23 protein-coding genes and 5 tRNA genes are annotated in these 23,003 nt (G+C 70.1%); 16 read left to right on the top strand and 12 right to left on the bottom strand.

Translation table 11 applies throughout. From position 1 onward, the window contains the following. Together AB0412_RS21865 and AB0412_RS21860 are read left to right on the top strand one after the other, a co-directional pair. Window positions 1-901 (top strand): carboxyl transferase domain-containing protein (locus AB0412_RS21865; protein ID WP_366404247.1); only part of this gene is annotated, 901 nt, incomplete at its 5' end. A gap of 15 nt (window positions 902-916) precedes the next feature. Next, window positions 917-1,108 (top strand): acyl-CoA carboxylase subunit epsilon, encoded by a 192-nt coding sequence (locus AB0412_RS21860; RefSeq protein ID WP_366404246.1) that lies wholly within the window; start codon window positions 917-919, stop codon window positions 1,106-1,108. Window positions 1,109-1,367: 259 nt separating this feature from the next. On the opposite strand, the gene AB0412_RS21855 is transcribed toward AB0412_RS21860, so the two are convergent. The 8 genes from AB0412_RS21855 to AB0412_RS21820 form a co-directional block, all read right to left on the bottom strand. Beyond that, complete coding sequence (locus AB0412_RS21855) at window positions 1,368-1,949, bottom strand: ATP/GTP-binding protein (RefSeq protein ID WP_044384251.1); 582 nt, start codon at window positions 1,947-1,949, stop codon at window positions 1,368-1,370. After that, complete coding sequence (locus AB0412_RS21850) at window positions 1,930-2,502, bottom strand: DUF742 domain-containing protein (protein ID WP_366404245.1); 573 nt, start codon at window positions 2,500-2,502, stop codon at window positions 1,930-1,932. Before AB0412_RS21850 ends, AB0412_RS21855 begins: the two co-directional genes overlap by 20 nt. Before the next feature lie 93 nt (window positions 2,503-2,595). After that, on the bottom strand, window positions 2,596-3,009 hold the full coding sequence (locus AB0412_RS21845) for a roadblock/LC7 domain-containing protein (RefSeq protein ID WP_004983065.1): 414 nt from the start codon (window positions 3,007-3,009) through the stop codon (window positions 2,596-2,598). Window positions 3,010-3,019: 10 nt separating this feature from the next. Continuing rightward, complete coding sequence (locus tag AB0412_RS21840; protein ID WP_366404244.1) at window positions 3,020-6,292, bottom strand: nitrate- and nitrite sensing domain-containing protein; 3,273 nt, start codon at window positions 6,290-6,292, stop codon at window positions 3,020-3,022. A gap of 386 nt (window positions 6,293-6,678) precedes the next feature. Continuing rightward, a complete protein-coding gene (locus AB0412_RS21835; protein ID WP_366404243.1) occupies window positions 6,679-7,269 on the bottom strand; it encodes an ATP/GTP-binding protein in 591 nt (196 codons plus the stop codon). Continuing rightward, complete coding sequence (locus AB0412_RS21830) at window positions 7,250-7,645, bottom strand: DUF742 domain-containing protein (protein WP_167996560.1); 396 nt, start codon at window positions 7,643-7,645, stop codon at window positions 7,250-7,252. The genes AB0412_RS21835 and AB0412_RS21830 overlap by 20 nt, the downstream gene beginning before the upstream one ends. Before the next feature lie 121 nt (window positions 7,646-7,766). Next, complete coding sequence (locus tag AB0412_RS21825) at window positions 7,767-8,180, bottom strand: roadblock/LC7 domain-containing protein (RefSeq protein WP_030231800.1); 414 nt, start codon at window positions 8,178-8,180, stop codon at window positions 7,767-7,769. A gap of 9 nt (window positions 8,181-8,189) precedes the next feature. After that, window positions 8,190-11,840: a nitrate- and nitrite sensing domain-containing protein gene (locus AB0412_RS21820; RefSeq protein ID WP_366404242.1), complete on the bottom strand. Its 3,651-nt coding sequence runs from the start codon at window positions 11,838-11,840 to the stop codon at window positions 8,190-8,192. A gap of 575 nt (window positions 11,841-12,415) precedes the next feature. Here AB0412_RS21820 and AB0412_RS21815 point away from each other — a divergent pair. The 9 genes from AB0412_RS21815 (at window position 12,416) to AB0412_RS21775 (ending at window position 16,458) form a co-directional block, all read left to right on the top strand. Further along, a complete protein-coding gene (locus AB0412_RS21815; RefSeq protein WP_366404241.1) occupies window positions 12,416-12,604 on the top strand; it encodes a hypothetical protein in 189 nt (62 codons plus the stop codon). A 176-nt stretch (window positions 12,605-12,780) separates the two neighbouring features. After that, complete coding sequence (locus AB0412_RS21810; protein WP_366404240.1) at window positions 12,781-13,566, top strand: fumarylacetoacetate hydrolase family protein; 786 nt, start codon at window positions 12,781-12,783, stop codon at window positions 13,564-13,566. Further along, a complete protein-coding gene (gltX, locus tag AB0412_RS21805) occupies window positions 13,559-15,052 on the top strand; it encodes a glutamate--tRNA ligase (RefSeq protein WP_366404239.1) in 1,494 nt (497 codons plus the stop codon). Before AB0412_RS21810 ends, gltX begins: the two co-directional genes overlap by 8 nt. A 70-nt stretch (window positions 15,053-15,122) precedes the next feature. Continuing rightward, window positions 15,123-15,854: an HAD family hydrolase gene (locus AB0412_RS21800; protein ID WP_366404238.1), complete on the top strand. Its 732-nt coding sequence runs from the start codon at window positions 15,123-15,125 to the stop codon at window positions 15,852-15,854. A 91-nt stretch (window positions 15,855-15,945) separates the two neighbouring features. After that, a tRNA-Gln gene (locus tag AB0412_RS21795) sits at window positions 15,946-16,017 on the top strand. Between the two features lie 39 nt (window positions 16,018-16,056). Beyond that, window positions 16,057-16,129: transfer RNA gene (locus tag AB0412_RS21790), tRNA-Glu, on the top strand. A gap of 62 nt (window positions 16,130-16,191) precedes the next feature. Continuing rightward, window positions 16,192-16,264 (top strand) — tRNA-Glu (locus tag AB0412_RS21785). 21 nt (window positions 16,265-16,285) lie between these two features. Further along, window positions 16,286-16,357 (top strand) — tRNA-Gln (locus AB0412_RS21780). 28 nt (window positions 16,358-16,385) lie between these two features. Continuing rightward, window positions 16,386-16,458, top strand: a tRNA-Glu gene (locus AB0412_RS21775). A 44-nt stretch (window positions 16,459-16,502) separates the two neighbouring features. On the opposite strand, the gene AB0412_RS21770 is transcribed toward AB0412_RS21775, so the two are convergent. Next, a complete protein-coding gene (locus tag AB0412_RS21770; protein ID WP_366404237.1) occupies window positions 16,503-17,147 on the bottom strand; it encodes a MerR family transcriptional regulator in 645 nt (214 codons plus the stop codon). Window positions 17,148-17,185: 38 nt separating this feature from the next. Between AB0412_RS21770 and AB0412_RS21765 the strand changes: the two genes are divergently transcribed. Beyond that, window positions 17,186-17,731 (top strand): DUF4188 domain-containing protein, encoded by a 546-nt coding sequence (locus AB0412_RS21765; protein ID WP_366404236.1) that lies wholly within the window; start codon window positions 17,186-17,188, stop codon window positions 17,729-17,731. A 77-nt stretch (window positions 17,732-17,808) separates the two neighbouring features. Here the strand turns inward: AB0412_RS21765 and ndgR are convergent, their stop codons facing one another. Further along, window positions 17,809-18,522, bottom strand: coding sequence for an IclR family transcriptional regulator NdgR (gene ndgR, locus AB0412_RS21760; RefSeq protein WP_260827564.1), 714 nt, complete (start codon window positions 18,520-18,522; stop codon window positions 17,809-17,811). Window positions 18,523-18,719: 197 nt separating this feature from the next. Between ndgR and leuC the strand changes: the two genes are divergently transcribed. The 4 genes from leuC (at window position 18,720) to AB0412_RS21740 (ending at window position 22,022) form a co-directional block, all read left to right on the top strand. Then, window positions 18,720-20,144 (top strand): 3-isopropylmalate dehydratase large subunit, encoded by a 1,425-nt coding sequence (gene leuC / locus AB0412_RS21755; protein ID WP_366404235.1) that lies wholly within the window; start codon window positions 18,720-18,722, stop codon window positions 20,142-20,144. A 6-nt stretch (window positions 20,145-20,150) separates the two neighbouring features. Further along, the gene (gene leuD, locus AB0412_RS21750; RefSeq protein ID WP_366404234.1) at window positions 20,151-20,744 is read left to right on the top strand and encodes a 3-isopropylmalate dehydratase small subunit; all 594 of its coding nucleotides are present in this window, start codon (window positions 20,151-20,153) and stop codon (window positions 20,742-20,744) included. 275 nt (window positions 20,745-21,019) lie between these two features. Continuing rightward, a complete protein-coding gene (locus AB0412_RS21745) occupies window positions 21,020-21,250 on the top strand; it encodes a hypothetical protein (protein WP_260827567.1) in 231 nt (76 codons plus the stop codon). 136 nt (window positions 21,251-21,386) lie between these two features. Then, a complete protein-coding gene (locus AB0412_RS21740; RefSeq protein WP_366404233.1) occupies window positions 21,387-22,022 on the top strand; it encodes an HU family DNA-binding protein in 636 nt (211 codons plus the stop codon). Between the two features lie 93 nt (window positions 22,023-22,115). Here the strand turns inward: AB0412_RS21740 and AB0412_RS21735 are convergent, their stop codons facing one another. After that, a complete protein-coding gene (locus AB0412_RS21735; protein ID WP_366404232.1) occupies window positions 22,116-22,319 on the bottom strand; it encodes a hypothetical protein in 204 nt (67 codons plus the stop codon). Between the two features lie 9 nt (window positions 22,320-22,328). Continuing rightward, on the bottom strand, window positions 22,329-22,967 hold the full coding sequence (cofC, locus tag AB0412_RS21730) for a 2-phospho-L-lactate guanylyltransferase (protein WP_366404231.1): 639 nt from the start codon (window positions 22,965-22,967) through the stop codon (window positions 22,329-22,331). Window positions 22,968-23,003: the final 36 nt, after the last annotated feature.

Genomic DNA, 23,003 nt, shown 5'->3' with positions numbered 1-23,003 from the left:
CGTGCACGCCGAGACCTCCGGCGTGTGCCACTTCGCCTACGACGACGAGGAGACCTGCCTCCACGAGGTCCGCTACCTCCTCTCCCTCCTCCCGCAGAACAACCGCGAGAACCCCCCGCGGGTGGAGTGCACCGACCCGGTGGACCGCCGCAGCGAGACGCTCCTGGACCTGGTCCCGGCCGACGGCAACCGGCCGTACGACATGGCCAAGGTGATCGAGGAGCTCGTCGACGACGGCGAGTACCTGGAGGTCCACGAGCGCTGGGCGCGCAACATCATCTGCGCGCTGGCCCGGATGGACGGCCAGGTCGTCGGCATCATCGCCAACCAGCCCCAGGTGCTGGCCGGCGTGCTGGACATCGAGGCGTCCGAGAAGGCCGCCCGCTTCGTCCAGATGTGCGACGCCTTCAACATCCCGATCGTCACCTTCCTGGACGTCCCCGGCTTCCTGCCGGGCGTCGACCAGGAGCACGGCGGCATCATCCGCCACGGAGCCAAGCTCCTCTACGCCTACTGCAACGCCACGGTCCCGCGCATCTCCCTCATCCTGCGCAAGGCCTACGGCGGCGCGTACATCGTCATGGACAGCCAGTCCATCGGCGCGGACCTCACCTACGCCTGGCCGACCAACGAGATCGCGGTGATGGGCGCGGAGGGCGCGGCCAACGTGATCTTCCGCCGGCAGATCGCCGAGGCGGAGGACCCGGACGCGATGCGGGCCCGCATGGTCAAGGAGTACAAGGCCGAGCTGATGCACCCGTACTACGCGGCCGAGCGCGGCCTGGTCGACGACGTGATCGACCCGGCGGAGACCCGCGAGGTGCTCATCCGCTCCCTGGCGATGCTCCAGACCAAGCACGCCGACCTGCCGTCCCGCAAGCACGGCAACCCGCCCCAGTAACTGGGAGAACCCACCATGACCACACCTGACATCCGCGTCGAGAAGGGCCACGCCGAGCCCGAGGAGGTCGCCGCCATCACGGCGATCCTCCTGGCCCGCGCAGCCACCCAGCCGACCCCCGCCCCGACCCACCGGGGCCGCGCCCGCGCAGGCTGGCGCCGCCTGGAACGCGAACCGGGTTTCCGCGCACCGCACAGCTGGCGCTGACCTGAGACCACGAAGTGGCCCCTCCTTCTTTCAAAGGAGGGGCCACTTTCACGTACCCAGGGGCGCGGGGAACTGCGCGACCAGCCACGTACTCACCCGCACCCGGCACTGAACAGACACCCGGCAGACGCGCATCCGGCGGGCGTGACGCGACCCGGCCGCAACGGGGTGCCGCCTGCGCTGGGTCGGTTCAAGCGAGGGCAGCGCAAAAGCGCCCCCCAGGCCACGTGGGCCAGAGGGGCGCAGGCGACGCAGTCGGTCAGCGCAGGCGGGCCATCAGGGCGTGCTCCACGAGAGTGATCAGCGTCGACTTGGCGTCAGCCCTGTGCCGCGCGTCCGTCGTGATGATCGGCGTGTCCGGACCGATCTGAAGCGCCTCCCGGACCTCGTCCGGAGAGTACGGCTGCTGCCCGTCGAACCCGTTCAGCGCGATCACGAACGGCAGCCCGCTGTTCTCGAAGTAGTCGACGGCGGGGAAGCAGTCGGCGAGCCGCCTCGTGTCGACAAGAACCACCGCGCCGATGGCGCCGCGCACCAGGTCGTCCCACATGAACCAGAAGCGGTCCTGACCGGGCGTGCCGAACAGGTACAGGATCAGGTCCTGGTCCAGGGTGATACGGCCGAAGTCCATGGCGACCGTCGTGGTCGTCTTGTCTCCGGTGTGGGTGAGGTCGTCGATGCCCGCCGAAGCAGACGTCATGACGGCCTCCGTGCGCAGCGGGTTGATCTCCGAGACGGCGCCGACGAACGTGGTCTTGCCCACGCCGAAGCCGCCCGCCACCACGATCTTCGCGGAGGTGGTGGAGCGGGAAGGACCGCCGCTAGAGCTTGCGAAGTCCACTGAGCACCCTTTCGAGCAGTGTCACGTCTGGCTGGCCGCCGGCGTTCTCGTCGCCGCCGGGCTGATGGATGGCGACCAGTCCCGCCTCCGCCAAGTCGGCGACGAGGATCCTGGCCACGCCGAGGGGGATGGTCAGCAGCGCCGAGACCTCGGCGACCGACTTGATCTCCCGGCAGAGGTTGCAGATCCGCTGATGCTCGGGCAGTTGCCCCTGCATCTGGTGCGGCTGCGCAGTGGTGTGCACCAGTGCCTCGATGGCGAGCTGGTACCGCGGGCGGGTCCGGCCACCGGTCATGGCGTACGGACGCACCAGGGGGTTGTTCGACGCCCCGGCGGGCGCCGGCTCGGGGTTGCGGCGCTGCGGCTGCACAGGCTGGATGCGCGGCGCGTGCGGCTGGTCGTACGGCGACGGGCCGGGGCCCTGCGGCGCGTACGGCTGCCGGTGGTTCGGTGCGGAGGGGTAGCCGTATCCGCTCTGGGCAGCCTCGTTCTGGCCCTGGCCAGGGCCGTACGGCCAGTTGCCCGAAGACGAACCGCCTGGGGGTGTTGCCACTTTCTCCTCCTCCGACTGTGCCGGGCACCCATCATGTGGCGCCGCGTCCCGAAACCTTACGGCCACGGGACGCCAAAACGCACCGTCCGTCTGTTAGTTGAGAAGGCTCCCTTGGAGCTCCGCTCGAAGATCCGGCGTCAGGACCGTGCCGGCACGGTCCACCAGAAGGGCCATCTCGTACCCAATGAGGCCGATGTCCGCCTCGGGATGTGCGAGAACGGCGAGCGACGAACCGTCGGAAATGGACATGATGAAGAGGAATCCCCGCTCCATCTCCACAACCGTCTGGTTCACGCTGCCACCCTCGAAGATCCGGGAGGCGCCTGCCGTCAGAGACGTCAGACCGGAGGCGACGGCCGCGAGCTGGTCGGCGCGGTCGCGGGGAAAGCCTTCGGACATCGCCAGAAGGAGTCCGTCGGCGGAGACCACCACCGTGTGGGACACCCCCGGGGTGTTGTCCACGAAGTTGGTGATCAACCAGTTCAGGTTCTGTGCCGCCTGGCTCATCGGGCTCACACTAACGCTCCTGGTTGTAGGTGCTGTCAGGACCGAAGCCCTGGCCGTTCGTTTCACTGCCTGCGCTGCGGCCTCGCTGGACGCCGCGGCGCAGGTTGCTCAGCCTGCCCCGGACGTCCTCCGGGGCGCGGGAGACCTGTGGGCCTCCCTGGGGAGTGGTTTCGGCGGAACCCTGAACCAGGTTGGCCTTGGGCACCCGCCGCGGCAGGCCGGAGGAGGTCACCCCGCCCGCCTTGGGCTTGCGGAGCTGCGAGGCCTGCTGCCAGCGCTCGTCGTTCGCCGAACGCCAGTTGCTGTCGCCGTTGCTCTCCGCGGTGGAGGCCGGCGGCTCCTGGTTCACGTGCCGCGCGCCGCCCGAGCCGTTCGTGCCGCTCGCGGTGGACCCGCGGCGCGGAAGCCCGGCGTCGGTCAGCTCGTGGACGGCGGAGTGGGCCGGTCCCGGACGGTCGAAGCCTACGCTGTCCCGCTCACCTGCGTCAGCGGCCTGCGCGGATTCCGCGGCCTGGGCATCGGCAGGGTACTGGGCCGGGTAGCCGTTGCGGTAGTCGTCCTGCTGCGGCCAGTCGTCCTGCTGCCGCCGCTCGGCGAAGGCCGGGAAGGACTCCGTGGCGGGGTTCGCGGGGTTCTCCTGGGCCGGCTCGGCGTAGGAGGGGTCCGGGTAGCCGCCGTTCGACGAGAAGGAGTCGTTCTGCGGCAGGTGGCCGTTCTGGGCGTAGTACCCCTCGTCGTACGACTGCTGCTGCGGCTCCTCGTACGACGGCTGCTGCCCGTTGCCGTACGTCTGCCGGTCGTACCCGCCGGACTGCTGCTCCTGGTATCCGCCGTCGTAGCCCTGGCCGCTGTCGTAGCCCTGGCCGTTGTCGTAGCCCTGCTGGGCGTACTCGTCGGCGTAGCCGGCCTGCTCGGCATCGTCCCGGCGGTTCGGTGCGTCCAGCTCGGGCTGGTTCTGCGCCTGGGCCTCCAGGGCCGCCCGGCGCTCCTCGCGCATCAGGGAGCGGCCGACCGGGTCCAGTTCGCGGATGTCGTCCGGGACCTCGGAGTAGCGGCTGTCGTCGAAGCCGAGCTCAGCGGCGGTGCGCAGGGGCTGGTTGAAGTCCTCGCCCTGGAAGTTCTGCTTCGGGATGATCTGCGAGACGGTGAACTCGTCGCGGTCGATCTGCTGCTCGCCGCCACCACCGTGGGTGATCGCGTCCGGCAGCATGACCAGCGAGGTCGTCCCGGCCTGCTCGCCCGAGGGGCGCAGCTGGACCCGGATGCCGTGCCGGTCGGACAGCCGGCCGACCACGAACAGGCCCATGCGCTGGGAGATCGCGGCGTCCACGGTCGGCGGGTTGGCCAGCTTGTGGTTGATGTCCGCGAAGTCCTCGGCCGTCAGGCCGATGCCCTTGTCGTGGATCTCGATCATGATGCGGCCGTCGGGCAGCCGGGTCGCGGTGACACGGACCTTGGTCTGCGGCGACGAGAAGGTCGTCGCGTTCTCCAGCAGCTCCGCGAGCAGGTGCACGAGGTCGGTGACCGCACGGCCGTGGATCTCGGCCTCAGGGACGCCGGACAGCTCGATGCGCTCGTACTGCTCCACCTCGGAGGAGGCGGCGCGCAGCACGTCGACCAGCGGCACCGGCTGGTCCCAGCGGCGGCCGGGCTCCTCGCCGGCGAGGACCAGGAGGTTCTCGCCGTTGCGGCGCATACGGGTCGCCAGGTGGTCCAGCTTGAAGAGGTTCTCCAGCTGGTCCGGGTCGGCCTCGTTGTTCTCCAGGTCGGTGATCAGGGTCAGCTGGCCCTCGATCAGCGACTGGTTGCGGCGCGACAGGTTGGTGAAGATCGCGTTGATGTTGCCCCGCAGCAGCGCCTGTTCGGCGGCGAGCCGCACGGCCTCGCGGTGGACCTGGTCGAAGGCGCGGGCGACCTCGCCGATCTCGTCCGTGGAGGTGATCGGGATGGGAGCGACCCGGGTGTCGACCCGGCCGGGGTCGGTGTGGGAGAGCTGGTCGACCAGCATCGGCAGACGCTGCTCGGCGATGCCGAAGGCGGCGTTGCGCAGCTGGCGCATGGAGCGGCTCATCTGGCGGGCCACCATGCCGGCCAGGATGAACGCGGCGAGCAGGGCGACGACGACGGCGGCACCGGTGATGTAGGCGTCGCGCTGGGCGTCGTCGGCGATCTGGGCGGCCTCGTTCACCGCGGTGTCGGCGAGGTCGGACTCGATCTGGCGGTAGCCGTCGAACTTGAGGGTGTTCACGGCCCACCAGTTGGCGCGGGTGATGCCCTTGGCGGCGAGTTCGGCGCGGGCGGCGGGGTCGGTCGTGTCGAGCCGGGCCACCTCGCCGATCATCGTCTCGACCTTGGCGGGCGGCGGGACGTAGTCCGGGTTCTTCTGCTTGGCCTCGCGGGCCATGGCCGCACCCTTGGCCTCGATGTCCTGTGCCGTCTGCTCCAGCTTGGTCAGGTCGGCCTCGGTGCCACCGCCCCGGTACTCCTCGATGGCGATGCGCTCGAGGTAGGCGTACGAGGAGAGCGCGACCCGCTGGCTGGCGAGCTGGCTGGGGGTGGGACCGGGCTTGGTCAGCATGTGCATTCCGATGGAACGCTCCAGCGACAGGGCCGCCTTGGTCAGCGAGATCGCGTAGACCGTGCGCCCATAGCTGGTGATGTTTCCGGTGCCCAGACCGAGTTCGTTGGCGAACTCCATGAGGGAGTGGCCTACGTCGACGTAGCCCTCCTCGGTCTCCACGCCCTTGAGTTCGGAGGTGAAGGCGGCGGCCCGCAGCTTGGACAGCTGGGGCTCGGCCTTGCGGAACCGCTCCAGGCGGCGCTTCAGGCCCTCCTTGTCCGGCATGTTCTGCGCGGCCTCGTCGAAGGCGTCGGCGGCCTTGTCGGTCGCGGCGCGGGCCTTGACGACGGTCGGGTCGTCCTCGCCCTTGCCCTCCAGGAGCGGGACGGCGGTGATGTCCCGCTCGACGTAGAGGGCGTCGGCGTACGTGAGGGAGGCCTGCACCAGACGCGCGGTGTTCTCCGCGTCCTCGGCCTCCTGCCAGGTGTCGATCGAACTGCTCACCTGGAAGCCGCCCATGACGAGGCCGACCAGCACGGGTATGAGCAGGATCGCGTTCAGCCTGGTCGCCACCCGCCAGTTGCGCGGGGTGAACCGGCCGCCGCTCGGGGCGGGCGCGGCCGTCGGCTCCGGACCGGGCACGGGGGCGGGCGCCGCTGTGCGCGGCGGCGGGGTGAAGTTGCCCCGGGCCGACGGCTCGGGACTGTTCTTGCTTCGCCTCACTCGACCAACAACCTCTCGGCGGTCGGCACCTTCGTTGTGCCGCAGTGTCTCAGAGCCCTGCTCGCCATCGACTTCTTGGTACGTCTTTGACCAATGGGCAGTTCAGGCATTCCAGCATGCCGACCTGCGGTCTTCCAAACAACGGAAACGATCAGTAAGCGCCCCCGTAAGCCCCAGATAAAACGGTCATAAAGAGCGAGCCCCAGCAAAAAGCAGGCCTGATGTGAGCGCAGCGATACCGCGCGACCGCGACGCGTGTCGGCCTCACCGGATTCCTCTGCCGAAACGTTATGAACACCGGGGCCGGCCGTGTCAAAGGACACAGCCGGCCCCGGTGCATCCAGGTCACCTGCGACAACAACTTCCCTGGGCCGCTTCCGATTTGGCTACCTGAGGCGTGCCATCAGCGCATGCTCGACCAGCGTGATCAGCGCACTCTTGGCATCCGCGCGGTGCCGGGCGTCGGTGGTGATGATCGGGGTGTCGGGGCCGATCTGCAGCGCCTCGCGCACCTCTTCCGGCTGGTAGGGCTGCTGCCCGTCGAATCCGTTGAGGGCCACGACGAACGGCAGACCGCTGTTCTCGAAGTAGTCCACCGCGGGGAAGCAGTCGGCCAGCCGGCGGGTGTCCACCAGGACGACCGCGCCGATGGCGCCGCGCACCAGGTCGTCCCACATGAACCAGAAGCGGTCCTGACCGGGCGTGCCGAACAGGTACAGGATCAGGTCCTGGTCCAGGGTGATACGGCCGAAGTCCATGGCGACCGTCGTGGTCGTCTTGTCTCCGGTGTGGGTGAGGTCGTCGATGCCCGCGCTGGCGGAGGTCATCACGGCCTCGGTGCGCAGCGGGTTGATCTCCGAGACGGCGCCGACGAACGTGGTCTTGCCCACGCCGAAGCCGCCCGCCACCACGATCTTCGCGGACGTGGTGGCACGGCTGTCGGAGACCGCCCCGCCGCTAGAGCTTGCGAAGTCCACTGAGCACCCTTTCGAGCAGTGTCACATCCGGGGCGCCGGTCGCCTCGTCGCCGCCCGGCTGGTGGATGGCGACGAGACCCGCCTCCGCGAGATCCGCCACCAGGATCCGGGCGACGCCCAGTGGCATGTTCAGCAGCGCCGACACCTCGGCGACCGACTTCACCTCACGGCACAGATGGCAGATGCGCTGGTGCTCCGGAAGGAGCCCCATGAGTGCTGCCGGGTCGGCCGTCGAGCTGATCAGCGCCTCGATGGCCAGCTGATAGCGCGGCCGGGTCCGACCGCCGGTCATCGCGTACGGACGGACCAGCGGCTGGTCGCCCTCGTCCTCGTACGGCTCCGCGTACGGATCATGAGAGGCGGTGGGCGGGGTCATGAATCCTCAATCCTCCGGGCGGGACAGCAAGTCGGTCAGTCAAGCCGTCTATTGAGGGCCGGTGGGGGGAAATTGTGGCGGCCGGACGGTGATGTGGTGAGACGGGTGGTGCCGGGGCCGATCAGTGGAGCAGACTTCCCTGTAGTTCGGCGCGCAGGTCCGGGGTGAGGACCGCCCCCGCGCGGTCGACCAGGAGCGCCATTTCGTAGCCGACGAGGCCGATGTCGCACTCGGGGTGTGCCAGGACGGCCAGGGACGAGCCGTCCGAGACGGACATGAGAAAGAGGAACCCCCGCTCCATCTCGACGACCGTCTGTGCCACGTCGCCGCCCTCGAAGATCCGCGAGGCGCCGGCCGTGAGGGAGGTCAGTCCCGAGGCCACGGCCGCGAGCTGATCCGCGCGGTCGCGCGGAAAGCCCTCGGACAGCGCCAGCAGAAGGCCGTCGGCGGACACGACGACGGTGTGGGACACCCCTGGGGTGTTGTCCACGAAGTTGGTGATCAACCAGTTGAGGTTCTGTGCCGCCTGGCTCATCGGGCTCAACTAACGCTCCTGCTGGTGAGTGGGCCGCGGGAAGCTCCCGGTCTGGGTGGATCCCGCCTGACGGCCCTGTGCGATTCCCCGACGGAGATTGGTCAGCCGGCCGCGCACGTCATCGGGGGCGCGCGAGACCTGCGGACCGCTCTGGTGGGTCTGCTGCTGAGCCGTGCCCGGGACGAGGTTCGCCCGGGGCACCCGGCGCGGCAGGCCGGAGGTGGTGACACCGCCCGCGGCCGGCTGCCGGACGCGTTCGGCCTGCCGGACCAGCTCGTCGTTGGGCGAGCTGCGCCAGGCAGTGGTGGAAGCGGACCGCTGGGGACCGGTGGGTCCCTGCGGCTGCTGCTGGGACTGCTGTTGGGCCGGAGCCTGGGCGCCGTTCTGCGCCTGCTCCCGGCCGCCCTTGAACCAGTTGGTCTCCAGGGTGTCGTACAGCGGGGTGCGCCCGTCACCGGGGCCGGTGGCCGGCGGCAGCGCCTCGGGCTCGCGCGGCACCGGCCGCGTCTGCGGGGCCGGCGGACGCGCGGCGCCGTTCGGCTGCGGACGCTCGTACTGGCCCGTGGTGGCGTTGTCCTGGGCCGGCACCGGGTACTGGCCGGTGGTGCCGGCCTGGTAGCCCTGCGGGGCGGTGAACTGGCCGGTGTCGGCCGGGTTCTGCGCGCCCTGCCGGCCCGCCGGGGCGCCGTAGACGTCGCCACGGACGAACTGGCCGGTCTGCTGCGGGTCGCCCGCGCCCGGGGCCGCGTGGGCACCGGGGTTCTGACGCTCGTCGTACCGGGGGATCTCGGCCGTGGAACCGGGGCCCTGGCGGTCGTCGTAGCGCGGCATGGCGCCGGTCCTGGAGACATCCGGCTCCTCGTGACCGCGCGGGGTGTCCAGCGAGGCGCGCGGCACCGGCGGCTGGGCGTTCTCGTCGCTCCAGCTGGGCACGCGCTGCTGCTGGTCACCGCCGGGCAGCTCGGCGCGCGGACCACCGCGCGGCGGAAGCTGCGGACGACGGCCGCGCTCGGAGCCGCCGTTGCCCCGCTGCGGAGGCACCGGGCCCCGCCCGCCGGGGGTGCCCTGACCCTGCGTCCCGGCCGGGCCCGCGGCCTGCAGGCCCTGCGGGGCGCCCGGCGTCTGGCCGCCGAAGCCGGCGCCCGCGCCGGCGGGGGAGGGACGGCCCTGCGGCGGACCGGAGGGAGCCGAAGGAGTTGGGGGAGCCGCGGGAGCCCCCTGGTCGAACAGGGAGCCCGTGCCGGACTGACCCTGGGGTCCGCGCGCCCCGCCCGGGGCGCCGCCCGGCCGTCCGGCGCCGTCCCGCCCGGGCAGCGCGGCCCGCGGGCCCTGGCCCGCACCGAGCCGCCCACCGGGCGCACCCGCGCCGAGAGCACCGGCCGAGGACTGACCGCCACCGGCCGCACGCCGTGCGGCAGCCGCACCGGCCGCCGCCTGCGCGGCGGCGGGACCGCCGCCGCCCGCGCCCGGCTGACCGGGCTTGCCCTGGGGCTTCTTGCCGCCCTGGGCGACATCGACGGGCAGCATGACCAGCGCGGTCGTACCACCGGAGTCGGAGGGGCGCAGCTGGATGCGGATGCCGTGCCGCTGCGACAGACGACCGACCACGAACAGACCCATGCGGCGGGACACCGACACGTCCACGGTGGGCGGCGAGGCGAGCCGCTCGTTGATCGCGGCCAGGTCCTCCGGCGACAGACCGATACCGGTGTCGTGGATCTCGATCAGCACGCGCCCGTCGGGCAGCGCGTGACCGGTGACCTTGACCTTGGTCTGCGGGCTGGAGAACGAGGTCGCGTTCTCCAGCAGCTCGGCGAGCAGGTGCACGAGGTCGTTGACGACCCGGCCGGCCACCTCGGTGGTCGGCACGGCGGCCAGCTCGATGCGCTCGTACTGCTCCACCTCGGACGCGGCGGCACGCAGCACGTCGACCAGCGGGACCGGACGGGTCCACCGGCGGCCCGGCTCCTCACCCGCGAGAACCAGCAGGTTCTCACCGTTACGGCGCATACGCGTGGCGAGGTGGTCCAGCTTGAACAGCGAGGACAGCTGGTCCGGGTCGGCCTCGCGGGACTCCAGCTCGGAGATCAGCGACAGCTGGCGCTGGATCAGACCCTGGGAGCGGCGCGAGAGGTTGGTGAACATCGCGTTGACGTTGCCCCGCAGCAGGGCCTGCTCGGCGGCGAGGCGGACCGCCTCGCGGTGCACGTCGTCGAAGGCCGCGGCCACGCGGCCGATCTCGTCCCGGGAGTGCACACCGACCGACTCCACGGACGTGTCGACGTCCTGCGGGTCGGACTCGGACAGCTGCTTGACCAGCTCGGGCAGCCGCTCCTGGGCGACCTTGGTCGCGGTCTCCTCCAGCCGGCGCAGCGAGCGGATCATGGAGCGGGCCACCACGAAGGCGCCGACCAGCGAGACACCCAGCACGAGCAGGATCAGCGCACCGGAGATGATCGCGTCGCGCTCGGTGGCGCTGCGCAGCTCACGGGCCTTCTGTTCCATCTCCTCGAGCAGCGTGTGCTCGATGTTCTTCATCTGCTGGATCTTGGTGGAGCTGTCGTCCAGCCAGTCGCGGTAGGAGCGCTTGCCGGCCGAGGCCAGACCGTCGGCCGAGACCAGGGCGCGGTTGGCGTACTTGTCGGTCGCCCGGATGGTGATGTTGCCGTCCTGGATCGGCAGCAGCAGCTCGGTGGCCTTGTCCTCGCCGTAGATGCTCTTGAAGCTGCGCAGCTCGGACTGCTCGCTGGTGCGCGCACCGTCCGCGTAGAGCCGGTCGTTCTCCGAGAGCTTGCCGGTGGTGGTGTTGCTGGCGGGCAGCGCCGCCGCGATGGCCGCGCGCTGGATCGACGCGTACTCCTTGGCGGAGGAGAACGAGGCCAGGGCGCGCGTGCGCTGGATCATGTCGGGGTTGCTGGTCGCCTCCGCCATGTCCTGCGAGAGGTCGATCAGGTTCTCGATCAGACGGTGGTACGCCTCGACCGTCTGCGTGGAGTTGTTGTCCTGCGTGTAGGCCGCGTTGCGGACCTTCTCGATCTGCTGGAGGTCACCGGCGAGCTGGACCAGCTTGTCGCGGACGCCGCTGAGGTCGCCGTCCTTGTCCGCGTCGTCGATCTCCTCCGTGCTGTCGACGAAGTTCTTCATCGCACGGTCGGTCTTCTCGCGCAGACCCTTGACCGTGAAGTCGGTGGCCTTGCCGTTGTGCGCCAGCGGGCCGGCGGACTGGTCGCGCTCCTCCTGGAGGGCGGCGGCCAGCTCGGTGGCCTGCTTGGTCATGTCCGTCAGCAGCTTCATGTTGTCGAGCTGCTGGATGTCGTTCATCGACTCGTTGATACGCAGGGCGCCCAGCGAGGTGGCCGCGACCACCGGGAGGGCCAGCAGCGACACCAGACGGGTGGAGATCCGCCAGTTGCGCAGGGCTATTCGCGACCCCGGGCCGGTCGGGCCCTTGGGCGGCCTGGGGGCGGCCGGCGCAGGGCTCGGCGCGCCCGTGGGCGCGGAGCCGCCGGGGCGGCCGGAGCGCTCGCCGCCGTCACCGGACGCGGCCGGGCCCTGGCTCTGGGCGTGCTGGGGCGAGGAGCTGACGGCCATCGGGCCTGTCCCGCCGTGCGGCTCCGGCTCCGCCGAAGCGCTGCCATCCCTCTTGAAACGTCCCTGCACTAGCGTCGCAACCTCTGGACCAGGCACCCCTCCGCGTGAACGGCGAGGCACGGTGTCGGCGTCATAGGGGCGCCCTGAATACGCCCCCGTGGTGGTCGTGGGTGACCGGCGCTGGCTCCCCCTTCTCGCCGCCACTCGGCGCGTCTGTGCGCCCCCTGTGCGCCGGCTCGATCCTGCGGCGGTCCGTGGAATTCCAGCACAGTGCAGGATCTCCAACAAGGCCCGTGGGTCAGGCCGTGACATACGTGACACGGCGTGAGGGGTGGGTCACCTGGCGTGGAGCGGGATCCGGGGCAAAGCAGGCAAATGGCCGCAAGTCGCCTTGACGGCAAGGGCTTCCTGTGGGTGTCCCAGTCGCGATGATCAGGAGCGGAATGACAGCTTCAGGACCGCAATGTCCGTTTCGGTGACAGGGTGAGGCCTGACGGAATGACCGTTTTGTCCGGCGATTCGTGAGCAAACTCACACGCGGATCATGGCCTCCCCGTGCCGTCCGCGGGGAATTGCATGTTTAGCCTGACGCTTTACAAGATGGATGCATCTGTAGCCGCGCACAGAACAGGGTCAAGTAAACAGTGAAGACGACGACGATGTTCCACAAGATCGCCAACCCGCGACGCACGACGCTGGCCCACCTCGAGGGCGCCGACGAACTGCAGACGCCGGTCCAGCAGGAGCACCCCGTCGACCTCCCGGCCCAGACAGCCAACCCCAAGCGCACCGTCCTCATGGAGATCCCGGTCACGGCGGGCGCCGTGAACTGACACCCGTCAGTACGCGCACCGGCCGCGGATCGCTCAAGGGGCGCCCCCGACAGCGGGGCGCCCTTCATCATGCCCCGGACAGCAGCGCCCCCGGTAATGGGCGAGGTGGCAGCGCGTCGCCGCGCTAGCCTGGAGCGTCAGACTCCAGCCGCTTCAGTCAAGGGGCCAAGCATCCCGTGCGCATCGCCAGATTCTCCATCGACGGGAACGTCGCCTTCGGCGCGGTCGAAGGCGACCAGCAGGACGAGCTCGTCCTGGACATCATCAAGGGCATCCCGTTCGCGGACTTCGAGCTCTCCGGGACGAAGGTCCCGGTGAGCAAGGTCAGGCTGCTGCCCCCGGTGCTCCCCAACAAGGTGGTGGCCTTCGGCCGCAACTACGCCGAGCACGCCCGCGAGCTGGGCAACGAGGTCCCCGACGCCCCGTTCGCCTTCTTCAAGCCGTCGACCTCGGTGATCGGCCCCGGCGACGAGATCCAGTACCCCTCCTTCTCCGAGGACGTGCACCACGAGGCCGAGCTGGCGGTCGTCATCGGCCGCATGTGCCGCGAGGTCCCGCGCGAGCGCGTCCAGGACGTGATCTTCGGCTACACCTGCGCCAACGACATCACCGCGCGCGACGTCCAGAAGCGCGAGAAGCAGTGGGCCCGGGCCAAGGGCTTCGACACCGCCTGCCCGCTCGGCCCCTGGGTGGAGACCGGCCTGGACCTGGCGGCCGCTTCCGACCTGACCGTCCAGCTCACGGTCAACGGCGAACAGCGCCAGCTCGGCCGCACCAGCGAGATGATCCACTCGATCGAGGATCTGATCGTCAACATCTCCGAGGCCATGACACTGCTCCCCGGCGACGTCATCCTCACGGGCACCCCGGCAGGGGTCGGCCCCCTCCACGTCGGCGACGAGGTCGCCGTCACCATCGAAGGCATCGGCACTCTCACCAACAAGGTTGTCAAGCGTGGCTAGCGCACCCGGCACTCCCGTACGCGTCCGTTTCTGCCCCTCGCCCACCGGTAACCCCCACGTGGGCCTGGTCCGCACCGCCCTGTTCAACTGGGCGTTCGCCAAGCACCACCAGGGCAGCGGTGCTCAATTCGTATTCCGCATCGAGGACACCGACGCGGCCCGCGACTCCGAGGAGTCCTACACCCAGCTGCTCGACGCGATGCGCTGGCTGGGCTTCGACTGGGACGAGGGCCCCGAGGTCGGCGGCCCGCACGCGCCGTACCGCCAGTCGCAGCGCATGGACATCTACCGGGACGTCGCGCAGAAGCTCCTCGACGCCGGTCACGCCTACCACTGCTACTGCTCCCAGGAGGAGCTGGACACCCGCCGGGAGGCCGCCCGCGCCGCCGGCCGGCCCTCCGGCTACGACGGTCACTGCCGCGAGCTGACCGCCGCCCAGGTCGAGGAGTACCAGGCCCAGGGTCGTACGCCGATCGTCCGCTTCCGGATGCCCGACGAGACGATCACCTTCACCGACCTGGTCCGCGGCGAGCTGACCTTCACCCCGGAGAACGTCCCGGACTACGGCATCGTCCGCGCCAACGGCGCCCCGCTGTACACGCTGGTCAACCCGGTCGACGACGCCCTGATGGAGATCACCCACATCCTGCGCGGCGAGGACCTGCTCTCCTCCACCCCGCGCCAGATCGCCCTGTACAAGGCGCTGATCGAGCTGGGCATCGCCAAGGGGATCCCGCAGTTCGGCCACCTGCCGTACGTGATGGGCGAGGGCAACAAGAAGCTCTCCAAGCGCGACCCGCAGTCCTCGCTCAACCTCTACCGCGAGCGCGGCTTCCTCCCCGAGGGCCTGCTCAACTACCTCTCGCTGCTCGGCTGGTCGCTCTCCGCCGACCAGGACATCTTCACCATGGACGAGATGGTCGCGGCCTTCGACGTCACGGACGTCCAGCCCAACCCCGCCCGCTTCGACCTGAAGAAGTGCGAGGCGATCAACGCCGACCACATCCGCATGCTGGAGGTGAAGGACTTCGCCGAGCGCTGCCGCCCGTGGCTCCAGGCCCCCTTCGCCCCCTGGGCCCCGGAGGCCTTCGACGAGACGAAGTGGCAGGCCATCGCGCCGCACGCGCAGACCCGCGTGAAGGTGCTGTCGGAGATCACCGACAACGTCGACTTCCTCTTCCTGCCCGAGCCGGTCTTCGACGAGGCCAGCTGGAACAAGGCGATGAAGGAGGGCAGCGACGCGCTGCTGCGCACGGCCCGCGAGAAGCTCGAGGCGGCCGACTGGAGCTCGCCGGAGTCCCTGAAGGAGGCCGTCCTGACCGCCGGCGAGGCCCACGGCCTCAAGCTCGGCAAGGCCCAGGCCCCGGTCCGCGTCGCCGTCACCGGCCGCACGGTCGGCCTGCCCCTCTTCGAGTCCCTGGAGGTCCTGGGCAAGGAGAAGACCCTGGCCAGGATCGACGCGGCCCTGGCCAAGCTGGCCGCCTGACCGCTGCGCGAGGGCGGCTCCCGTACGTTTCGGGAGCCGCCCTTCGCCGTTCCCCGGTACGGTCGGTCGCATGGGCATCCGAGCCGTTGTGTGGGACGTGGACGACACCCTCTTCGACTACACCTCCGCCGACCGGGAGGGCCTGCGGGCGCATCTGCTGGCCGAGGGGGTGCTCGGCCGGTACGCCACCGTCGAGGAGGCGCTGGTGCGCTGGCGGGAGATCACCGACGCCCAGTGGGCCCGGTTCGCCTCGGGCGAGGTCGACTTCGAGACCCAGCGGCGCGACCGCACCCGCGTCTTCCTGGGGCGGGATCTGACCGACGACGAGGCCGACGACTGGTTCCGGCGCTACCTGGTCCACTACGAGGCCGCCTGGAGCCTGTTCCCGGACGTCCTGCCCGTCCTGGACGCCCTCGCGGCCACCCACCGCCACGCCGTGCTGTCCAACTCCAGCCTGCCCGTACAGGACCGCAAGCTGCGCGTACTCGGCGTCCACGACCGCTTCGAGGCCATCCTGTGCGCCGCCGAGCTCGGCGTCTCCAAGCCGGACCCCGGCGCGTTCCTGGCCGCCTGCGAGGCGCTGTCGCTGCCCCCGCACCAGGTGGCGTACGTCGGCGACCACCCGGAGATCGACGGACGGGGCGCCGCGGAGGCCGGGCTGCTGTCGGTGTGGATCGACCGCGGAGGCGCCTATGCGGCCGTCGACCCGCCCGAGGGACCCCGCCGTATCGCGTCCCTGGCCGAACTCCCCTCGATCCTCGGCGCCGATACTCGTTTTGGAGCCCCGTCCACCTTCGGGTAATGTTCTTCCTGCGCCGCGGGGAGCGGGCCACCAGGCCGGAGCCCTCAGGCGCAGAACTAGAACAAGAACCCCTCAGGGGCTTGCGTTCCAGTGGCCTATGGTGTAATTGGCAGCACGACTGATTCTGGTTCAGTTAGTCTTGGTTCGAGTCCAGGTAGGCCAGCTCGCAGAGCTCATCTGCACCCGCGGATCCCATCCGCAAGCCCCCGTTGTGTAGCGGCCTAGCACGCTGCCCTCTCAAGGCAGTAGCGCCGGTTCGAATCCGGTCGGGGGTACAGATCCTTCCCGCGAGGACGGTCAGGGTAGCTCCCGCTGTTCTCGATGCAGGATCGCTAGGGCCCCCGTTGTGTAGCGGCCTAGCACGCCGCCCTCTCAAGGCGGTAGCGCCGGTTCGAATCCGGTCGGGGGTACTGACTGGTCTAAACCATCATTGGTCTATGGTGTAATTGGCAGCACGACTGATTCTGGTTCAGTTAGTCTTGGTTCGAGTCCAGGTAGACCAGCTCGGACCTGCGGAAACGCAGAGTCCACGCCCCCGTTGTGTAGCGGCCTAGCACGCCGCCCTCTCAAGGCGGTAGCGCCGGTTCGAATCCGGTCGGGGGTACGAGTCCCCAGGGGCCTCCGCTTCGGCGGAGGCCCCTTCGGCGTTCACTCGATCCCGTACCGCCGCGCCGACTCCTCCTCCTGCGCCAGCCGGTGCAGCGCCCGGAGCACCGGCTGGAAGAGCACCGCCGCCGCGACCGCCACCTCGACCTTCTCCGCCTCCGAGGCGAACGTCTCCATGAAGTCCAGGTCGCGTCGCGCCACCTCGTGCATCAACGTCCCGTACGGCGCCATCAGTTCGGCGTTCCAGGGATAGCCCAGCCGCTGCAGCGTCGCGACCGCCACCACCAGCGAGCGGTGCACAGGGGAGAGCGGCGCGAGTTCGCGGGCCGTCTCCCAGCCCAGCATCTCCAGCAGCCGGTCCACCTCCGCCCGCGCGGCGGCCACCGCGGGGTCCTCCTCGTCCGGCTCGGGATCCTGTGGCAGTGCCCACAGAGCGGCGCCCAGGCGGATCGTGCGGCCCAGGGAGTCGTCGTCGACGTGCGCCAGCACCTCCCGTGCGGTCGCCACCGGAACTCCGCCCACCTGGATCAGCGCGCGCACCAGCCGCAGCCGGCGCAGATGCTCCTCGCCGTACTCGGACGTCGTCGCGTTGATCCGGCGGCCCGGCGGCAACAGGCCTTCGCGCAGGTAGTACTTGATCGTCGCCGTGGGCACCCCACTGCGCTCGCTCAACTCGGCCAGCCGCATGTCTTGCACCCTCCATCGGATAGCGGCACTATCCAAGCATGGGAGAGTCCATCACGGGCACGTCCGGCACCGCCGAGCGCACGACCGCGGCAGCCGAGGGGGATGTCGTCGTTCTGCTGATCGGCATGCGGATCAACCACTTCTGGGCGGTGCACCACTGGCTTCCGGTGCTCCTCGCGATGCCGCGCATGCTGCGCGAACTGCGCAGGCAACCCGAGCGCGGCCTGCTCAGCCATGTGCTGCTCACGGCCTCGCCACGCACGTACTACGTCGTCCAGTACTGGGAGTCGAAGGAGAAGCTCTACGCCTACGCGCACGCCGCCGACACGTTCCATCACACCGCGTGGTCGATCATCAACCGCAAGGAGCGCAAGGGGAAGGTACGCGGCCACGTGGGCCTGTGGCACGAGGCCTACATCGTGCCCGAGGGGTCGTACGAGTCGATCTACGCGGACATGCCGGCGTTCGGACTCGCCGCCGCGCACGGGCAGATACCGCTTCAGCGGCGGGGGATGCGGGCCAGGGACCGGTTCGCGCATCGCTCGCGGAAGGAGCGGGCGGAGGTCGCGTCCGATCTGACATGACAGCCGCACGACATCGGGGGCGGGTCCGCCGCGGCGTTGAGGCGGGCCCGCCCCCGTTCGTCGGGGCCAAGGGGACTTCAGGAGCGGCGCAGTGCCTCGGAGAGGCGGGCGGCGGCGTCGATGACGGCCTGGGCGTGCATACGGCCCGGATGGCGCGTCAGGCGCTCGATGGGGCCGGAGACCGACACGGCGGCCACCACGCGGTTGGAAGGGCCGCGTACGGGCGCGGAGACGGACGCGACGCCCGGCTCGCGCTCGCCGATCGACTGGGCCCAGCCCCGGCGGCGCACACCCGACAGGGCCGTCGCCGTGAAGCGGGCGCCCTGCAGACCTCGGTGCAGCCGCTCCGGCTCCTCCCAGGCGAGCAGGATCTGCGCCGAGGAACCGGCCTTCATCGTCAGTGTGGAGCCCACCGGGACCGTGTCCCTGAGGCCCGACAGCCGCTCCGCCGCCGCGACGCAGATGCGCATGTCGCCCTGGCGGCGGTAGAGCTGGGCGCTCTCGCCGGTGACGTCGCGGAGGTGGGTGAGCACCGGGCCCGCCGTGGCGAGCAGACGGTCCTCGCCCGCGGCCGCGGCCAGTTCGGCCAGGCGGGGACCGAGAATGAACCGGCCCTGCATGTCCCGCGCCACCATGCGGTGGTGTTCAAGCGCCACGGCCAGGCGGTGGGCCGTGGGTCGTGCCAGTCCGGTGGCCCCGACCAGACCCGCGAGGGTGGCCGGACCGGACTCCAGAGCGCTCAGGACGAGTGCCGCCTTGTCCAGAACGCCGACGCCGCTACTGTTGTCCATGCAACGATACTCGCGTCTCACTCTGTGAAACGCAAGTTCAATTTTCCGTGGAACACGCCACTCTGGAAGCACGAAGTCACAGCGGCCCGTGGACGTAAGGGCCTGGCGGCGGACGCCCGGGATCAGGGGTGCGGGCGCCGTCTCCTCACAGATCTCTAGTTGGGTCGGCACCACCGTGGCCGACCGGAGGGAAAGCGATGGGTAGGACACTCGCGGAGAAGGTCTGGGACGATCATGTCGTCCGGCGCGCCGAGGGCGAGCCCGACCTCCTCTACATCGATCTGCACCTGCTGCACGAGGTGACCAGCCCGCAGGCGTTCGACGGTCTCCGCAAGAGCGGCCGGCGGGTGCGCCGGCTCGACCTGACCATCGCCACCGAGGATCACAACACCCCGACCCTCGACATCGACAAGCCGATCGCCGACCCGGTCTCCCGCGCCCAGCTGGAGACGCTGCGCAAGAACTGCGCGGAGTTCGGCGTCCGGCTGCACCCGCTGGGCGACGTCGAGCAGGGCGTCGTGCACGTCGTCGGCCCGCAGCTGGGTCTGACCCAGCCCGGCACCACCGTCGTCTGCGGTGACTCGCACACCTCTACGCACGGGGCGTTCGGCGCGCTGGCGTTCGGCATCGGCACCTCCCAGGTCGAGCACGTGCTGGCCACCCAGACGCTGCCGATGGCCCGCCCGAAGACCATGGCGATCACCGTCGACGGCGAGCTGCCCGACGGGGTCACCGCCAAGGACCTGATCCTGGCGATCATCGCGAAGATCGGCACGGGCGGCGGCCAGGGCTACGTCCTTGAGTACCGCGGCTCCGCCATCGAGAAGCTCTCGATGGAGGCCCGGATGACCATCTGCAACATGTCCATCGAGGCCGGCGCCCGCGCGGGCATGATCGCCCCCGACGAGACCACGTTCGCCTACCTCAAGGGCCGCCCGCACGCCCCCGAGGGCGCCGACTGGGACGCCGCGGTCGAGTACTGGAAGACGCTGCGCACCGACGACGACGCCGAGTTCGACGCCGAGGTCGTCATCGACGCCGCCGAACTGTCGCCGTTCGTCACCTGGGGCACCAACCCCGGCCAGGGAGCGCCGCTTTCGGCGTCCGTCCCCGACCCGGCTTCGTACGAGGACGCTTCGGAGCGCCTGGCCGCCGAAAAGGCCCTGGAGTACATGGGGTTGGAGGCCGGTCAGCCGCTGCGCTCCATCAAGGTGGACACCGTCTTCGTAGGCTCCTGCACCAACGGCCGCATCGAGGACCTGCGCAACGCCGCCGAGATCCTGCGCGGCCGCAAAATCGCCGACGGCGTACGCATGCTGGTCGTCCCGGGCTCGGCGCGCGTGGGGCTGCAGGCCGTCTCCGAGGGCCTGGACGTGGTCTTCAAGGAGGCCGGCGCCGAATGGCGGCACGCGGGCTGCTCGATGTGCCTCGGCATGAACCCGGACCAGCTGGCCCCCGGCGAGCGTTCCGCGTCCACCTCCAACCGCAATTTCGAGGGCCGGCAGGGCAAGGGCGGCCGCACCCACCTGGTGTCCCCGCAGGTCGCCGCCGCCACGGCGGTGCTGGGCCACCTGGCCTCTCCCGCCGACCTGTCCGAGACCTCTGTGCCCGCTGGAGTCTGATCAGTCATGGAAGCATTCACCACCCACACCGGCCGGGCCGTGCCGCTGCGCCGCTCCAACGTCGACACCGACCAGATCATCCCCGCCCACTGGCTCAAGAAGGTCACGCGGGACGGGTTCGAGGACGGGCTGTTCGAGGCCTGGCGCAAGGACCCGTCGTTCATCCTCAACCAGCCCGAGCGGCAGGGCGCCACCGTGCTGGTCGCCGGCCCCGACTTCGGCACCGGCTCCTCCCGCGAGCACGCCGTCTGGGCCCTGCAGAACTACGGCTTCAAGACGGTGATCTCCTCCCGCTTCGCCGACATCTTCCGCGGCAACTCGCTGAAGAACGGCCTGCTCACCGTCGTCATCGACCAGAAGATCGTGGACGCGCTGTGGGAGCTCACGGAGAGCGACCCGCAGGCCGAGATCACCGTCGACCTCGAGGCCCGCGAGGTGCGCGCCGAGGGCATCACCGCCTCCTTCGAGCTGGACGAGAACGCCCGCTGGCGACTGCTCAACGGCCTCGACGACATCTCCATCACCCTCCAGAACGAAACCGACATCGCCACCTACGAGGAGAAGCGGCCGTCGTTCAAGCCGCGGACGCTCACGGCCTGACCCGCGCCGCCGAAGTCCCCGATCCGGGTCGACTTTCGGCCACCGCGACACCCCGCCCGTACCCCCGATCGGCCCGATCGGGGGTACGGGCTTTTCCGTACCCGTCCGGACCCGCGCGCCCCCTCGCCGGCCCTCAACTTCCCACGTTATGAAGGTGATTGCCGGGGTACGTGAGTCATGGAACCGCGGCTTGTGTGTGTGCTCGACAGGGCCGTCCGAGGCGGCAGTTGCCCCCTGCGCAGGCGACAACTCGCCCCAGATGGCACAATCTGTGCATGGAACACGACGGCCAACTCGAGCTCTATACGGCGGTCGCGGTCCGGCTCAAGGAAGCGCACTCACGGGTGCGCGCACTGCAAGTCCCGGAGGGCGTACGGATGGCGCTGACCCGGAAGCTGCTGGTCATTACGGCCGCGGCCAAGCACGATCTCGCCGGTGCGGCAAGGCGTCTGGAGCGGTTCAACGCGGACCTGGACGAGGGTCGATTCCCCGAAGAGGAACGCTGAACCAGTCGAGGCAGTCGAGTCCGTTGCGGCACAAGGGTGATTAGCCCGTTTCGTGTTTGATTTGCGGTATATATCTGCCTAACGTGCGAAAAAGCTTGAACACTTTCGTTCTGGCGATGTCTCCGAAGGGGAAGACGTGAACAAGGCGCAGCTCGTAGAAGCGATTGCCGACAAGATGGGCGGCCGCCAGCAGGCCGCCGATGCTGTCGACCATGTCCTGGACGCCATCGTCCGCGCCGTGGTCGCGGGTGAGCGGGTCTCGGTCACCGGCTTCGGTTCGTTCGAGAAGGTCGACCGTCCGGCCCGCTACGCCCGGAACCCCCAGACGGGCGAGCGGGTTCGGGTCAAGAAGACCTCGGTGCCGCGCTTCCGCGCGGGTCAGGGCTTCAAGGACCTGGTGAGCGGCTCGAAGAAGCTGCCGCGCGGCGGTGAGGTCGCGGTCAAGAAGGCGCCCAAGGGCAGCCTGTCCGGCGGTGCCGCCGCGACCGTGAAGAAGGCCGCCGCCAAGAAGACGACCAAGGCCGCGGCGAAGAAGACCACCGCGAAGAAGACGACGGCGAAGAAGGCCACCACCAAGACGGCGGCGGCCAAGAAGACGACGGCGAAGAAGGCGCCCGCCAAGAAGACCACGGGCACCGCCAAGACCACCGCCGCGAAGAAGACGACCGCCAAGAAGGCCCCGGCGAAGAAGGCCACGGCCAAGAAGGCGCCCGCCAAGAAGTCGACCGCGCGCAAGACGACCGCCAAGAAGACCACCGCCCGTAAGAAGTAAGCGGCAGGCACAGGCAAGCGGTACTCACGCGCCGGGCCGGACTCCCTCACGGAGCCCGGCCCGCGGCGTGTTCCGGGTCCCGCGGGCGGACGATCAGAACGTCTGGAGCGTCACCAGCGTGATCCGACGGTGCTCGCCCTCGCCCTCCGTCTCGATCCGCACCCGCTGCCCGGGCCGCAGCAGCCGCAGGCCCCCCGCGTCGAAGGCCGGCGCGTCGAAGGGCACGGGGGTGCCGTCGTCCAGCAGCACCTGGCCGCTTCGGCTCTCGGGGTCGTAGGTGTATGCGGTCGCCTGCATGACCGCAGCCTACTGCTCGGCCATCAGCAACCGCGCGGCGGCCGCGGCCGTGTGCGGGCCCACGCCCAGCGCCAGCGCCGCCCGCAGATCCTCCCCGGTGTCCACGTCCTGCCGTACGGAATCCACCGCGTCCACGAGGAGTTCCACCGCTCCGGACGCACGGTGCCGGGTCCGGGAATCGGGGCCGAAGAGCGGGCGCAATTCCCGGTCCGGGGCCGCGGTCAGCAAGGTCGTGCCCGTGCCCGCGGCATCGGCGAGAAACGCGCGCGGGAATGCGGCGGCGCTTTCCAGGACGCGGGCCAATTCCCGTGGGCGAAGGGCAGGAAGATCGGCGTTGAGGGCGGCCACCGCACCGGCACGGCGGGCGGTCCGTACCTCGGTGGCCGCGTGGGCCAGCGCCGCGTTCAGGCCGCCGCGCGGCTCGTCGGGGATCACCGCGGCGCCCTGTGCGGCCAGCTCACGGGCGGCCAGGGCGTCGTCCGTGACGACCGCCACATCCCGTACCGCCGCGCAGGCCAGCGCGGCTGTCACCGTGTCCTGGGCGAACGCCAGCGCCAGACCGGGGCGCAGCCCGTCGTCCGCGGTGTCCGAGAGCCTGCTCTTGGCCTGAGCCAGCGGCTTCAGGGGTACCACCAAGGTCCACTGCACGAGTGTTACGTCCCTCTCTTGTCGCGGCCATTGTCA

Origin of the sequence: Streptomyces sp. NPDC052012, assembly GCF_040689265.1 — a bacterium.
GTDB lineage: Bacteria > Actinomycetota > Actinomycetes > Streptomycetales > Streptomycetaceae > Streptomyces.
Note: the sequence above shows the minus strand (reverse complement) of the source record. Positions and strands in the feature narration are given on the sequence as shown.